The organism is Phocaeicola faecium (genome assembly GCF_014837055.1).
Taxonomy (GTDB): Bacteria; Bacteroidota; Bacteroidia; order Bacteroidales; family Bacteroidaceae; genus Phocaeicola; species Phocaeicola gallinarum.
Genome location: NZ_JACSPQ010000006.1, coordinates 189,988 through 205,162 on the forward strand (window position 1 = coordinate 189,988; position 15,175 = coordinate 205,162).

15 protein-coding genes are annotated in these 15,175 nt (G+C 47.8%); 13 read left to right on the forward strand and 2 right to left on the reverse strand.

All coding sequences use genetic code 11. The features are described from left to right. The first annotated feature begins 10 nt into the window (after window positions 1-10). The 6 genes from bioB to bioD are packed head-to-tail and all read left to right on the forward strand — an operon-like array spanning window position 11 to window position 5,473. A complete protein-coding gene (gene bioB / locus H9626_RS08285) occupies window positions 11-976 on the forward strand; it encodes a biotin synthase BioB (protein WP_191710184.1) in 966 nt (321 codons plus the stop codon). Next, window positions 966-2,270: an adenosylmethionine--8-amino-7-oxononanoate transaminase gene (gene bioA, locus H9626_RS08290; RefSeq protein WP_191710185.1), complete on the forward strand. Its 1,305-nt coding sequence runs from the start codon at window positions 966-968 to the stop codon at window positions 2,268-2,270. Before bioB ends, bioA begins: the two co-directional genes overlap by 11 nt. Next, complete coding sequence (locus H9626_RS08295; RefSeq protein WP_191710186.1) at window positions 2,267-3,415, forward strand: 8-amino-7-oxononanoate synthase; 1,149 nt, start codon at window positions 2,267-2,269, stop codon at window positions 3,413-3,415. The genes bioA and H9626_RS08295 overlap by 4 nt, the downstream gene beginning before the upstream one ends. 5 nt (window positions 3,416-3,420) lie before the next feature. After that, on the forward strand, window positions 3,421-4,092 hold the full coding sequence (locus tag H9626_RS08300) for a DUF452 family protein (protein WP_191710187.1): 672 nt from the start codon (window positions 3,421-3,423) through the stop codon (window positions 4,090-4,092). Continuing rightward, on the forward strand, window positions 4,077-4,835 hold the full coding sequence (gene bioC / locus H9626_RS08305; protein WP_178256506.1) for a malonyl-ACP O-methyltransferase BioC: 759 nt from the start codon (window positions 4,077-4,079) through the stop codon (window positions 4,833-4,835). The genes H9626_RS08300 and bioC overlap by 16 nt, the downstream gene beginning before the upstream one ends. Next, entirely contained in the window at window positions 4,832-5,473 is a 642-nt protein-coding gene (gene bioD, locus H9626_RS08310) for a dethiobiotin synthase (protein ID WP_191710188.1), read from the forward strand. The genes bioC and bioD overlap by 4 nt, the downstream gene beginning before the upstream one ends. 284 nt (window positions 5,474-5,757) lie before the next feature. On the opposite strand, the gene H9626_RS08315 is transcribed toward bioD, so the two are convergent. Together H9626_RS08315 and H9626_RS08320 are read right to left on the reverse strand one after the other, a co-directional pair. After that, entirely contained in the window at window positions 5,758-7,020 is a 1,263-nt protein-coding gene (locus H9626_RS08315) for a peptidase U32 family protein (protein WP_178256504.1), read from the reverse strand. Window positions 7,021-7,080: 60 nt separating this feature from the next. Beyond that, on the reverse strand, window positions 7,081-8,361 hold the full coding sequence (locus H9626_RS08320) for a DUF2851 family protein (protein WP_191710189.1): 1,281 nt from the start codon (window positions 8,359-8,361) through the stop codon (window positions 7,081-7,083). 84 nt (window positions 8,362-8,445) lie between these two features. On the opposite strand from H9626_RS08320, the gene dapB reads away from it, so the two are divergent. The 7 genes from dapB to H9626_RS08355 all read left to right on the forward strand — a co-directional run bounded on the left by dapB (window position 8,446) and on the right by H9626_RS08355 (window position 15,009). Next, window positions 8,446-9,201, forward strand: coding sequence for a 4-hydroxy-tetrahydrodipicolinate reductase (gene dapB / locus H9626_RS08325; protein ID WP_178256502.1), 756 nt, complete (start codon window positions 8,446-8,448; stop codon window positions 9,199-9,201). 3 nt (window positions 9,202-9,204) lie between these two features. Next, window positions 9,205-10,734 carry a signal peptidase I gene (lepB, locus tag H9626_RS08330; RefSeq protein ID WP_191710190.1) on the forward strand — a complete coding sequence of 510 codons (1,530 nt, stop codon included), beginning with the start codon at window positions 9,205-9,207 and terminating at the stop codon, window positions 10,732-10,734. A gap of 13 nt (window positions 10,735-10,747) precedes the next feature. Further along, on the forward strand, window positions 10,748-11,662 hold the full coding sequence (gene lepB / locus H9626_RS08335; RefSeq protein ID WP_346341912.1) for a signal peptidase I: 915 nt from the start codon (window positions 10,748-10,750) through the stop codon (window positions 11,660-11,662). Between the two features lie 13 nt (window positions 11,663-11,675). Continuing rightward, a complete protein-coding gene (locus H9626_RS08340; RefSeq protein ID WP_178256500.1) occupies window positions 11,676-12,317 on the forward strand; it encodes a WbqC family protein in 642 nt (213 codons plus the stop codon). Window positions 12,318-12,389: 72 nt separating this feature from the next. Beyond that, a complete protein-coding gene (locus tag H9626_RS08345; protein WP_178256499.1) occupies window positions 12,390-13,064 on the forward strand; it encodes a rhomboid family intramembrane serine protease in 675 nt (224 codons plus the stop codon). After that, on the forward strand, window positions 13,045-13,935 hold the full coding sequence (locus tag H9626_RS08350) for a rhomboid family intramembrane serine protease (RefSeq protein WP_178256523.1): 891 nt from the start codon (window positions 13,045-13,047) through the stop codon (window positions 13,933-13,935). Before H9626_RS08345 ends, H9626_RS08350 begins: the two co-directional genes overlap by 20 nt. Window positions 13,936-13,938: 3 nt before the next feature. Next, the gene (locus H9626_RS08355) at window positions 13,939-15,009 is read left to right on the forward strand and encodes an endonuclease/exonuclease/phosphatase family protein (RefSeq protein ID WP_191710191.1); all 1,071 of its coding nucleotides are present in this window, start codon (window positions 13,939-13,941) and stop codon (window positions 15,007-15,009) included. Window positions 15,010-15,175 lie beyond the last annotated feature (166 nt).

Genomic DNA, 15,175 nt, shown 5'->3' on the forward strand with positions numbered 1-15,175 from the left:
AATAAAAGTTATGGAGAATCGTTTGAAAGAGCTGAAAGATAAAGTTTGTGCAGGCGGCAGCATATCGCTTGACGAGGCACGCTGGCTGATAGCAGACGCACCTTTCACGGAACTGTGCGATGCGGCGCACGAGGTAACCGAACGCTGTGCATCACGGACATTCGACCTATGTTCCATCATTAACGCCAAGTCGGGGCATTGTTCGGAGAACTGCAAATGGTGTGCCCAGTCAAGACATTACCGGACGAATGCAGAAACTTACGGTATCGTACCCGTAGAAGAATGTTTGCGCCACGCCCGTTATAACGAGCAACAGGGAGTGCGCCGCTTCTCGCTGGTTACAAGTGGCAGGCGTCCCACGGCAAAAGAAATAGACGTACTGTGCCGGCATTTCGCTCATCTGCGCGAACATTCCGGGATAAGCCTGTGCGCTTCGTTGGGCTTGGCGGATAAAGAACAGTTGGAACGGCTTCACCGGGCAGGCGTGGAACGCTATCACTGCAATCTGGAAACCGCTCCTTCATTCTTCCCTACGCTCTGTACGACCCATACTCAGGAGGAAAAAGTGGCCACCCTGAAGGCTGCACGCGAGGCGGGAATGGATATTTGCTGCGGCGGAATCATCGGGATGGGTGAGACTGCCGTACAGCGCGTGGAGTTTGCTTTCATGCTGCGTGAGCTGGAAGTGAAATCCATTCCCATAAACCTGCTGCAACCCATAGCAGGCACACCGCTGGAACATACCCCCGCACTGACTTCCGAAGAGATTGTTCGCACGGTGGCAATGTTCCGCTTTGTGAATCCGGATGCCTACCTTCGCTTTGCCGGCGGGCGTTCACAGATGGATGAAGAAACCCTCCGGCTCGCACTGCGGGTAGGGGTGAACGCTGCCATTGTGGGCGATTTGCTGACTACGCTCGGCTCGAATGTGGAAGAAGATGTGATACGAATAAAACAAGCTGGCTATGAACTTTGAACAGATGACCGATTCATTCGACAGGGAACACCTGTGGCATCCCTATACTTCTGCCACTCATCCGCTGCCTGCATACAAAGTGCGCCGTGCGGAGGGTTGCGTCATCACGCTCGATGACGGTACGGAACTCATCGAAGGCATGTCGTCATGGTGGTGTGCCGTACACGGTTATAATCACCCCGTGCTGAATCATGCGATAGAAGAACAACTGAAAAGCATGTCTCACGTCATGTTTGGCGGGTTGACCCATGCCCCTGCCATCGAACTGGGCAAACTGTTGCTCCGGATTGTTCCGCCCTCTATGCGGAAAATCTTCTATGCCGACAGCGGTTCGGTGGCAGTCGAAGTGGCTCTGAAGATGGCTGTTCAGTATCAGTACGCCAAAGGATGTCCCAAGCGTACTAATTTTGTAACCATCCGCTCGGGTTATCACGGCGATACATGGAATGCCATGTCGGTATGTGACCCCGTCACCGGAATGCACAGTCTGTTCGGTACAGCCTTGCCGGTACGTCATTTCGTGCCTTCGCCTCAGAGCCGTTTCGGGGGAGAGTGGAACGAACAAGACGTTCTTCCGCTGAAAGAAACCATAGAGACTTACGAAGGCGAGCTTGCCGGACTTATCCTTGAACCCATCGTGCAGGGTGCCGGCGGGATGCGTTTCTACCATCCCCAATACTTGCGCGAAGCCGCCCGCCTGTGCCGGGAACACGGTTTGCTGCTGATATTCGATGAAATAGCCACCGGATTCGGACGAACCGGTAAGTTGTTTGCATGGGAACATGCGGGAGTAGAGCCGGATATAATGTGTATCGGTAAGGCATTGACCGGCGGATACATGACCTTTTCGGCGGTACTGACCACCGATGAAGTAGCTTGCCGTATCTCAGACAATTATCCGAATGCCTTTATGCACGGGCCTACCTTCATGGGGAATCCGCTGGCGTGTGCCGTGGCAAGGGCTTCGGTGGAACTGCTTTTGTCGTCGGGGTGGGAAGCGAATGTAAAGCGGATAGAAACGCAACTGAAAAACGAACTGGCTCCGGCTGCGGAGCTTCCCCAAGTGGCAGACGTACGTGTATTGGGAGCTATCGGAGTTATAGAAACTCGCAAGGAGGTGGACATGGAATGGATGCAGCGCAGGTTTGTGGAAGAAGGCGTATGGGTACGTCCGTTCGGCAGGTTGGTTTACATCATGCCGCCTTTTATTATCTCCGAAAGTCAGCTTACCAAGCTGACTTCTGCGCTGTTGAAGATTATACGTGAAATAAAAGAACAGAAACCTATCGGATGATGAACAGATACGAACAAGAGCTAAGTCGTTTGCAGGCTAAAGGCAATCTGCGTACGCTTCCCGAAGTGGAACATTCCGGCAAATGGATAATAGCCGGAGGCAAAAAGTTACTGAATCTTTCTTCCAACGATTATTTGGGGTTGGCTGCCGATAAAGACTTGCGCCGTCGGTTCATGGAACAGTTGGATGAAGCGGATTTCTTATTCTCTTCCTCCTCCTCACGCCTGCTGACGGGGAATTATCCGGTATGCGAACGATTGGAAAGTTTGTTGGCACGCTTGTTTCAGACGGAAAGTGCGTTGACGTTCAGCAGTGGCTATCACCTGAATACCGGTATTCTGCCTGCTGTGAGCGATAACCATACGCTGATACTTGCCGACAAGCTGGTACACGCCAGTCTGATTGATGGCATCCGCTTGGCTTCGGCAGAGTATATCCGCTACCGGCATCAGGATTACGGACAGTTGGAAGCATTGGTAAGCAAGCACCATGCTGCTTACGAGCGCATCATCATCGTGACAGAGAGTATTTTCAGCATGGATGGCGATGTGACCGACCTCCGCCGATTGGTAGCAGTCAAGAAAACATACCCTAACGTGATGCTTTATGTAGACGAAGCCCATGCCGTCGGGGTGCGTGGAGACAAAGGCTTAGGTGTAGCAGAAGAACAGAACTGTGTGTCGGACATTGATTTCTTATGCGGAACATTCGGCAAGGCAATGGCTTCGGTAGGAGCTTATGTGGTTTGCAGGAAAGAGTTGCGCGAGTTTTTGGTGAATCGGATGCGTACGTTTATCTTTACCACTGCGCTTCCGCCTGTCAATGTAGCTTGGACTTGTTTTATGTTCGAACGCTTGCCGTTGTGGAAAGAACGGCGTATGCACCTTGCAAGGATGGGGCAGCGTTTGCGGAACGCATTGGCGGAACAAGGTATTCCGTGTGTTTCCGGCAGTCATATCGTGCCGCTTGTTGTAGGCGATAGTGCGGATGCCATTCTGAAGGCGGAGGCGTTGAGGCGGAAAGGCTTCTATGTGTTGCCCGTCCGCCCGCCCACAGTCCCCGAAGGCACTTCTCGCTTGCGTTTCTCGTTACGGGCGGACATAGACGAAAGCGAATTGAATGAATTGATAACCTGTTTGCGTTAAAAACGATGGAACAACGATTTTTGAAGAAAGAAAATAATCCTCACCTTTTGTTGTTTTTTGCCGGATGGGGAGCAGACGAACACTTGTTTAATCTTTCCGTTGCCGAAGGATATGACTACCTGCTGTGTTTCGATTATCGGTCACTTACGTTCGATTACACACTGCTGGCTGGTTATCGTTCCATTCGCCTGCTGGCATGGTCAATGGGCGTATGGGCTGCATCGCAAGTATTTGGCGGGAAAAACTTTCCGTGGGAGCGGCGAATCGCGGTAAACGGTACGCCGTTGCCGATAGACGATAACTTGGGCATCCCGGAAGCTGTATTTGCAGGAACGCTGAATAACTTCTCGGAGTCTACGTTGGTGCGATTTCGTAGGCGGATGTGCGGAACGGCAGCCGAGGTAAAACGCTTCTTGGCACACGAGCCTTACCGGAGCGTAGAAAGTTTACACGAGGAGTTATCCGTTTTACAAACGATGGTGAGACAGTCGCAGGAGTCGGCGTTTGGCTGGGATGAGGCTGTGGTAGGGAGTAACGATAAGATATTCCTGCCCGGCAATCAGCAACGCTATTGGCTGGGAAAGGCAACCGTCAGGATGCGCGATATGGAGCATTATGACGATGATTTCTTTGCCGCTTGCATCGGTGGAAAGGAGGCGATATGGACAAAGGACTGATTCGCAGACGTTTCGCTCGTGCGGCTTCCACTTATTCGGAACGGGCGGATGCCCAGCGCCGGATTGCCGAACAGATGACGCGGCTTATCGTGCGCTACGTACCCCGTTCGGCTTACCGCAACGTGTTGGAAGTGGGATGCGGTACGGGAGTCTTTACACGGATGTTGCTTCATCGTACGCATCCTTCCCGCCTGTGGCTGAATGACATTTGTCCGGAGATGGAAAACCGCCTGACCGACGTATTGAATGAGCGGATTCGCTTTTGTGCCGGTGATGCGGAACAGATGGATTTTCCCGGGAATCAGGGACTGATAGCTTCTTGTTCTGCTGTCCAATGGTTTGATTCGCCTGAACGGTTTTTCCGCCGGTGTTCCGACTTACTGACGGACAACGGTTACTTTTCGTTCAGCACATTTGGCAAGCAGAATCTCTGCGAAGTGGCTTCCATCACGGGAAACGCATTGGAGTATCGTTCGTTAGAGGAACTGAAAGATACCCTCCGCCCGCACTATGAATTGCTGCACGTCAGCGAAGAGCTGATTCATCTTTCCTTCCCGTCGCCATTAGATGTTTTGAAACATTTGCAGGCTACGGGCGTAACGGGAGTAGGTTCGCAGCGGTGGACCAAAGGAATGTTGACCGATTTTTGCGACCGTTATTCGGCTGCCTATCGTCTGCCCGACCGCAACGTCCGGCTTACTTATCATCCTATTTATATCATTGCTAAAAAGATTGCATCATGAAAAAGACCGTTTATTTTGTAAGTGGTATCGATACCAATATCGGCAAAAGTTATGCTACGGGGTATCTGGCACGGGAATGGAACCGGCAGGGCATCCGTACCATTACTCAGAAATTTATCCAGACCGGGAATGTGGAAATCTCGGAAGACATCGAACTTCACCGCAGGATTATGGGAACCGGACTGTTGGAGGCAGATTATCAACACCTTACCATGCCCGAAATCTTTACCTATCCTTGTTCGCCGCATCTGGCTGCCGAGATAGACCGTCGGGCTATCGACTTTGCGAAGATAGAGCGTGCTTCCGAAGAGTTATTGACACAATACGATGCCGTATTGCTGGAGGGGGCAGGCGGACTGATGGTTCCGCTGACGCGCGATTTGCTTACCATCGACTACGTTGCCCGGAAAAACTACCCGCTGATACTGGTCACTTCAGGCAGGTTGGGCAGTATCAACCACACATTGCTCAGCCTTGAGGCGATACAGCGTCGCGGAATCCGCCTTGATGCAGTAATGTACAATCTGTATCCGCAGGAAGAAGACAAAGTTATCCAAACCGATACGGAAAACTATATTCGTATCTATCTGAAGAAGAATTTTCCGGACACAAAATTCGAGCGTGTTCCTTGCCTGTAAATGGCTTGCGGAAGGGCTGAAAAATTCTATTCGGAGCGTTGACCAACGCTCCGAATAGAATTGAGTCACTTATCCGCATAGACATAAGAACGCAAGCGGTAGTGTTTGGGTAAATAATTTCGGATATCTATCTGTTTGTTTATCAATGGATTATGAGGCTATTTCAATTTACGTTGAAATAGCCTCATAAGTTAGGTAAGATTACGGCTTGCGTAAGGTAACTCTTGCGGTAGAAATCCGGCGGTTGTCAGATTCGGTTGGAAAAGAAAAGAGAAAAGCTGGGTTTATTTGTGTTTCAGTTCCTCGGCAGGTACTACCCGATACAGCTTGTCGCTGGGACGAATACGCGATGGTACTTTGAAGGAAACGTGCACTCCTTTCTTTACCACATCTACGGGCTTCAGGTTTACCCGTGCTTCTTCTAATGTTACATACATGGCACCCGTAGTAGGACCTGTTATCAACAGTTTGTCGCCTACTTTGATTTCGGTGGCTTCGATTAGAAATTCTGCTACGCCGATGTTTGAGAAATATTTGATGCCCCGTCCGGCATATACCTTGCGTTCCGTGGCTTCCGAACCGTAGTTCTTGCTCCACTCGCCGAGGCGTTGCCCCAAATAATAGCCGTTCCAGAATCCGCGGTTGAATACCGTTTTCAGGCGCGTATCCCAGTTGTCTTTCTTTTCTTCGGTGAAAGTTCCGTCGAGATACGACCGGATGGCTTCTTTGTAACATTCTACCACGGTTTTTACGTACTCAGGCCCGCGTGCGCGTCCTTCTATCTTGAACACCCGAACGCCTGCTTCAATCATCTCGTCCATGAAACGGATGGTTTTCAGGTCTTTGGGCGACATGATGTATTTGTTATCCACTTCTAATTCGATGTCGCTCTCTTTATCTTTTACAATGTATGAACGGCGGCACACCTGCATACAGGCACCCCGGTTGGCAGAGGCGTTCAGCTCGTTGAGGCTGAGGTAGCATTTGCCGGATACTGCCATGCACAACGCTCCGTGGCAGAACATTTCGATGCGTACCGGCTCGCCCATCGGACCTTTGATTTGTTCACGCTGGATGGTGTCGTAGATGGCACGAACCTGTTTCAGGTTCAGCTCACGCGCCAGTACCACCACGTCGGCAAAGCGTGCGTAAAATTTCAGTGCTTCGGCATTGCTGATGTTCAGCTGCGTAGACAGATGCACTTCCTGACCCACTTGGTTGCAGTAAGCCATTACAGCTACGTCGGCAGCAATTACTGCGCTGATATTCGCTTCTTTGGCTGCGTCTACAATCTTGCGCATCAGCTCAATGTCTTCATCGTAGATAATCGTATTGATGGTGAGATAGCTTTTTACGTCGTTTTCGGCGCATGTTTGGGCTATTTCTTTTAAATCGTCGATAGTAAATGTGCTTGCCGAGCGGGCACGCATGTTCAGGCTCTCGATGCCGAAATAGATAGAGTCTGCTCCGGCATGGATGGCGGCAGCCAACGACTCGCGCGAACCGACCGGAGCCATGATTTCAAAGTCTTTTATTGAATAGTTCATTGTTAGTAAGTTGATTTCGGATGCAAAGTTAGTGAAGTTTATCGAGAACAACTCTGTTCATCAGCCGTTTTGTGGGACTTTGCTTTTAAAATACTCGTATCCGATGCGGCAATAAAGACATTTCTTCGGGTCGCAGTAATTCTTTTTCAGTTGGATGAGCGCTTGACTGTCTCCTGCATGGGCAGCCTCCAAGCCACATTCTTTCCATAGCCGGATGATGTAATTATTTTCGGGTTTCAATTCTTCCAACAAAGCCGAAGCCCGGTTATACAGGCGTTCGTCTCCTTTATATTTTCCGTAAGCATACAGAAACGGAATCACCGTATTGATAATGATTAAATCGACGGATGACTGGCTGAGTGTCTTAGGGCGCGAAGGCGAAGTTTCGCCAAACACATAATGAGTTAACCAGTAAATCGAAGTACCCCCTTTCAGCATATCCCGCAATTCTTTCAGCGTTTGCATCTCCATTAATCGGGAAAATAATCCTTGCGAGCGGTGGTACAGGCAAGCTAATTGGGCGATGCGGACGTGCGGAAAATTTCCCGGACGCATACGTAGCAGTTTCCAGCGGCAGCTTTCGGTGAGGTGCAGGTTAAATTTGTGGCTCAAAAATTGATATTCTTTGATGAGTTGCGCTGTATATTCATCCCTCGGCGGGTCTTCGAGTAATCCGGCTTGTCCGAAAAAGAAAGCCTCTATCTGAAACAAACTGTCGCGATGTTTCCCCACGGCTTGCAAAGGTATGGTTTTTGCCCAAAGTTCGAAAGCATCATTGTTTACGCCGAAGCCGAAATTTCGGGCAAGTGTGACGAAAAAAGCATCTTCCCAATTCTGGTTACAGATGTTTAACCGTTGGTAAATCTGTTCGGTCTTCTGTTCGAAGCGTTCGGTTTGCAGGCTGGATAGAAAACTGTGGACCATGAGCGGTGGAAGGTGAGGTATCAGACGGTAACACGCCGGATAATGAGTGGTTTGAAGCAACTCATTATAATTGTCCGATAACTGAGGCGGGTAATGAAACTCCAGTTGCGGTATCGGTTTGCCGTCTGTACGGAAAGTAGGAGAGTCGGTGCAGGACACCACATGCAGAATCACCGAATCGTAAGCCTTGTCAGTTTGGTGATTATGGCGTTGCCAGTCTGAAGCCCGTTCGTGAATTTCAATGTTTCCCACCCATAGAATGCCGTTCAGCTTGATTTTTGCATTGAAAAAATCCGGTCCCGAATTCGGATTCGGCAACCCCGGGTCGATAATTTCCACCAACTGCCCGTCGGTAGTATAAAGAGGATTAAGCGGGAACATTTTATGTTTCCACGCATAATGTAAGAGCTGTTCCATTGTTAATGAAGATGTAAATGTTTGTCAAAAGTAATGATTAATAGCGAAAAACGTTATCTTTGCGATTAAATTTAGCGACAGATTATGAAAATAGCATTGATTGGATATGGAAAAATGGGGAAGGAAATCGAACAGATTGCGCTTTCCCGCGGGCATGAGATTGTTTGTGTGATTGACATAAATAACCGTCAGGACTTCGACTCAGATGCATTCCGTTCGGCAGACGTGGCAATCGAGTTTACGGCTCCCTCTGTGGCATACGGTAACTGCATGGAAGCTTTCCGTCAGGGCGTGAAAGTGGTTTCGGGCAGCACCGGATGGATGGGCGAGCATGGCGATGAAATGCGCCGTTTGTGTGAGACGGAAGGGAAAACGCTGTTTTGGGCATCTAACTTCAGCTTGGGTGTTGCCATTTTCTCTGCCGTAAACAAGTATCTGGCAAAGATTATGAACGATTTCCCGAACTACGAGGTGTCGATGGTAGAAACTCACCACGTACATAAACTGGATGCTCCCAGCGGCACGGCTATCACACTTGCCGAGGGAATTCTGGAGAATATCGACCGAAAAGACAAATGGGTGATGGGTACGCTGACTGCCCCCGACGGTACGGTGAGCGGTACAACCCAGTGTGCTCCCAACGAATTGCCGGTGAGTGCTATCCGTCGCGGAGAAGTCCCCGGAATCCATACTATAAAATACGAATCGGAAGCCGATTCGATAGTGATTACTCACGATGCGAAAAACCGGAAAGGATTTGCGTTGGGAGCTGTGTTGGCAGCAGAATACACCGCTACGCACACAGGTTTTTTAGGGATGAATGACTTATTTCATTTTTAAGATATGAAGATAGAAGCTTCGCGTAAACAGTGGATAAAGTTAAGCATCGTAATGGTGCTTTACCTGTTATTCCTACTTTGGTTGAAAAGCTGGTTGGGGCTGATTGTTGTTCCGTTTATCTTCGATGCTTATATCACGAAAAAAATTCCGTGGACGTGGTGGAAGAAATCGAAAAATAAAACAGTGCTCACTGTTATGGGATGGGTTGACGCCATTGTGTTCGCATTGGTGGCTGTTTATTTTGTCAACCTTTACTTCTTTCAAAACTATGTGATTCCATCTTCTTCGCTCGAAAAATCATTGCTGGTGGGCGATTACTTGTTTGTCAGCAAGATGAGTTATGGAGCACGTATTCCGCAAACACCGCTTCACATGCCGTTGACACAACATACATTGCCAATCCTAAATTGCAAATCGTATCTCGATTATCCGCATTGGGACTATAAGCGTGTGGAAGGACTGGGTGAAGTAAAGCTGAACGATATTGTGGTATTCAATTTCCCGGCAGGCGACAGTGTGGCAGCTAAAGCACAAGCAGAAGGATTATACCAACTGGCATATCCCATTGGTCAGAGTATTTCTCAGCCTGTAGACCTTTCGAAATTGTCACCGGAGCAACAGCTTCAGGCGTATGATTTCTATTATCATACCGGTATACAATATATAAAAGAACATCCGGAAGATTTCGGGGAAATCCTGTCTCGTCCGGTAGACAGAAGGGAAAACTACGTAAAACGCTGCGTCGGACTGCCCGGACAAACACTTCAGATTAAAGATAAGATTGTTTATTTAGACGGTCGGCCTAATAAAGAACCTGATAACGTACAGTATCGATACGATGTGAAATTCAAACATTGTCGTGCCGAGTTGTGGACTTCTTTATTCTGCGTTAATAGCGTAGGCAGCGGATATACTTTGCAGCCGGGACGTACGATGGCCGATATTACGGCTTATATTGGAATACCTGAAGAAATCATTGATGAATTTAACATCAGTGCCGATGATTTGTCGGGAACACCTTCGCAGGATGGTGTGATACGTATGCCTCTTACCGAGGGTGCCAAGCAAGCACTACTTGCGCGGAAAGACATTGTAGTCTCTATCACAGATGTTCCGAGTGATAATATGGGCGGATTGTATCCTATGAATAAATTAACCGGTTGGACGGTAGATAATTACGGCCCGGTATGGATACCCAAGAAAGGGGAGACCATTGATTTGACATTAGATAACTTGCCTGTTTATGAACGTCCTATCCGTAATTATGAAGGAAATACGTTGGCTGTAAAAGACGGAAAGATTTACATTAACGGCAAAGAAACAACGAAATACACCTTTAAGATGGACTATTACTGGATGATGGGCGACAATCGGCATAACTCTGCCGACTCTCGTTTTTGGGGATTTGTGCCCGAAGACCATATTGTAGGTAAGCCCATCTTTATCTGGCTGTCGCTCGACCAAGACCATGGATGGTTGGACGGCAAGATTCGTTGGGACCGTTTGTTCCGATTCGTGGATTCGATAAAATAATGATTGTTAACCGGTGGAAAACAGACGCTGGACGGTATGGCTGAAAGCAATAGGCGGGGCGATTGTCGCGGTATTGCTGGTTAGAATGTTCCTTATCACTTCTTGCGTAATTCCTTCTTCGGGTATGGAAAACAGCTTATACGAAGGCGAAGGAGTATTGGTGAATAAATGGAGCTACGGTCTGCGTATGCCTTTTCCGTCTGTTTTCGGATACCATCGGTTGGCGGAATCTCCGGTAAAGCGGGGAGATATCATTCTGTTCAATAACCCCAATCCTACAGATAAAACGATACGCATCGAGCAGAGAAAACTGTTTATAAGCCGATGTATCGGTGTATCGGGTGATACACTGATGCTGAACCGTGAACTGATGGACGTGAAAAGCGAGGTATTGAGTCCGGATAGTAAAGCGCTGTATGTTTATCCTTCAGCGGCAGAAGATACGGTATTGGCTGTGCTTGATTCGTTAGGGATAACCGGAAATGTACTTGCCGGATATACTCCCGAAGGGAAATACATCCGCAGCTTCAGCCATTATGAATATTACCTTATCCGTCAGAAGTTAGAAGGGAAGGTGAAGATAGCCCGGCTGGACGAGAAAAACGAACAGGAAGTCCACCCGTTTATCGTGCCTCGTAAGAATGTGCCGGTAAAAGTTTATCCGTGGAATGTAACGCTGCTTTGTAATATCATAATTAATCACGAACATCGGCAGGCAGAAGTCCGTCGTGATACACTTTGGGTAGAAGGTAAGCCGGTGTCTGCTTATACGTTCAGTAAAAATTATTATTGGGTAGCTTCGAACGACCCGGTGAACTTACAGGATTCACGCCTTTTTGGTTTCGTGCCCGAAGACCATGTGATTGGTAAGGCATGGCGCATTTGGCTGACCTCACGCAAAGGACGCTTCTTTCGGCGTGTGCAATAAATACAAGTAAAAGATGAATGGTAAACAAGTAATATTAAGTTCTGCATATTTAGCTCCGATAGAATATTATACAAAACTGCTCGCTTACGATACGGCATATATTGAGCGTTACGACCATTATATGAAACAAACCTTCCGTAACCGTTGTGTCATAGCATCGGCAGGTGGAGCTTTGGCATTGACGATTCCTACGGAAAAGAGCGACGAAGGGAAGTGTTTGATGAAAGATATCCGGATTTCCGACCACGGGAATTGGCGGCATGTACATTGGAATGCTTTTGTAGCAGGATATAAGCATAGTCCTTTCTTCGATTATTATGCCGATGAGTTTCGGGGATTCTTCGAACGGAAATATACGTTTCTGTTCGATTTCAACATGGAACTGTGTCAATGGGTGTGCGAACAGATAGACATGCAGCCCCGTCTTGTTCCAACTTCCGATTACCTGACCGCTCCGGAGGGAATGGACGATTTCAGAGAACGTATTCATCCCAAACATCCGTATGCCGAAACAGATCCCGATTTTGTTCCGGCGGTTTATTATCAGGTGTTTGACCAGAAACAAGGTTTTATCCCCAATTTGAGCATTGCTGATTTACTGTTCAATATGGGGCCGGAAAGTCTTATCGTACTCCATTCTTCATATAATTGTTAATTCTTTCTCCTTCGTTCTGCGTTCTTCATTTTAATATTGTACCTTTGCGACTGATTATCAACGATAGAAAATATGAATAATTTACCAACCGTAACCAAAAACTTACTTATTATTAACCTGTTGTGTTTTTTAGGCACAATAGTGGCACGGCGATATGGGATAGATGTGGAGAATATGTTGGGACTCCACTTCTTTTTAGCATCCGACTTTAATCTGGCGCAGTTCTTCACTTATATGTTTATGCACGCCAACTTCTCGCACATATTCTTTAATATGTTTGCGGTATGGATGTTCGGGCGCGTACTGGAGCAGGTATGGGGACCGAAACGTTTTCTTACTTACTACTTGGTTTGCGGAATCGGAGCAGGTGTGATACAAGAGCTGGTGCAATTCATCGAATATACGATGGTATGGTCGAATTATGAGAGCGTAAACACCGGTCTCGATATCATTCCGATGAGTGTATTCTTAAACGAACTGACTACCGTCGGTGCGTCGGGAGCCGTGTATGGCATTCTGCTGGCTTTCGGTATGTTGTTTCCCAATAGTCAGATGTTTGTTTTCCCGATACCCGTCCCGATAAAAGCCAAATACTTTGTTATCGGTTACGCGGCGCTTGAGCTGGTTCTGGGTATCACAGGAGGCGATGGCGTAGCTCATTTCGCCCATTTGGGAGGCATGTTGTTCGGACTGATATTCATTATATATTGGAGGAAGAAAAATGGCGGTGGGCAGATTTATTACTGATTTGAAAGAAAATTTCCGCCGGGGCGATATTGTCACCCAGTTACTTTATATCAATGTGGCGGTTTTTCTTGTAATGGCAATCGTCAATGTAGGGTTGCTTCTCTTTAATGCCGGTGCGCGAGAGTGGGAAAGCTATTTCGCACTCACGGCTTCGCCCGAACGTTTTATCCTCCAGCCGTGGTCGCTTTTCACTTACATGTTCATGCACGGCGGCATCCTGCATATTCTTTTCAATATGCTGTGGCTGTATTGGTTCGGACGTTTGTTCTTGAACTTTTTTTCGGCAAAACACCTGCGCGGACTTTACGTTCTGGGCGGAATTTGCGGCGGCTTGCTCTATATTCTGGCATATAATGTGTTCCCTTACTTTGCCCCGTTTGTTGAGCGTTCGATGTTGGTGGGAGCTTCCGCCTCTATCTTGGCGATAGTGATTGCCACTGCCGTACGTGAGCCTAACTATCCGGTGCAATTTATGTTTATAGGAACGGTAAAACTGAAGTATGTGGCATTATTCATGGTGGTACTCGATTTGCTGTTCATGCCTTCCGGAAATGCAGGCGGACACATCGCTCATTTGGGGGGAGCATTGGCAGGATGGTGGTTTGCAGCAAGCCTGTCAAGCGGACATGATGTAACGAAATGGATAAACCGGGTGTTGGACTTCTTGTCGGGCAACGTGAAATTCTCATCCCGCAAGCCCAAGATGAAAGTACATTATGGCGACAAGCAAAAAGATTATGATTTTAATGCCCGTAAAAAAGAGCGGGCAGAAGAAGTCGACCGTATTTTGGATAAACTGCGTAAGTCGGGATATGGAAGTTTGACCGAGGAAGAAAAAAAACGACTCTTCGATGCCAGTAAAAAGCAGTAGGCAATGAATGTGATAGGCTGCACGTTACGTTTTTTATTGTTTCTTGTCAATGCGGGGGTAGGAGTAGGTTTTCTGATATGCGCTTACAGCCCTTACCTTTCTCCCGTATCGCATCCGCTGTGGGCATGTACGGGGTTATTGTTTCCTGTTTTCCTGTCCTTGAATTTCCTTTTCTTCCTTGTTTGGCTGTTATGGAAGCGTAACTACGTATGGCTGCCGCTGCTTGTTTTTGTGGCAGGCTGGGGAGCCGTCAGAAACTACATACCTGTAAACATTGCCCGTGAGCCCGAAACGGAGACTCCGATAAAACTTCTCACCTATAATACATGGGGCATGAAAACCGAAACAGATGAAAACGGGAGCAAAACAAATCCCGTACTGAATTATCTGAAAGGCTGTGGAGCCGACATCGTGTGCCTTCAAGAATATCCTGTAAACGATAAAAAGATACATAAAGAATTGGTTTCGGTATATCCGTATATCAAGTCTTATTCCATTGCGAAAGGATTAGGCGTGGCATGTCTGTCTAAATATCCTATCCTTGAATCGGAGTTGATTCGCTTCCCGAGTGCTTATAATTGCAGTGCTTTATTCAGGCTGAAGATGCAAGACGACACGCTTGCCGTGGTGTGCAATCATTTGGAATCGAACAAATTGTCGTCGGAAGATAGGAAAAAGTACAAAGAACTGCTGAAATCGCCGAGCGAGCAACAATTAACCACCAGCGGGCGTTATTTGTTGCGAAAATACGCCGAAGCCGTAGCTGTCCGTGCGGTGCAGGCCGATTCGGTAGCTCAGGTTATAAAAAACAACCGCAGCCATTACATGGTGGTTTGCGGTGATTTTAATGATTCTCCTATATCCTATGCCCATCGGGTGATAAGCAAAGGACTGAAAGATGCCTATGTAGAAGCAGGTTGCGGTCCGGGTTTCTCATACAACCGGAATTATTTTTATTTCCGTATCGACCACATCTTGACGAGCGACGCTTTTCGGGTGTTAGATTGCAGGGTAGACCGCTCCATTCGTGCGTCCGACCATTATCCCGTATGGTGTATGTTGGAAAAGCGTTGAATATGTTGCAGTTATAAGCCATTCTTAGAAACACCGTACCTCCTTTCAGGGCCTGAAAAAATTCTATTCGTAGCGTTGCCTTACGCTATGGGTAGAAAGGGTCGACGCATCCGCATGAAATACCTTACGCTAACGGTAGCGTTTTACGCCACAAATCGTTGTTGTA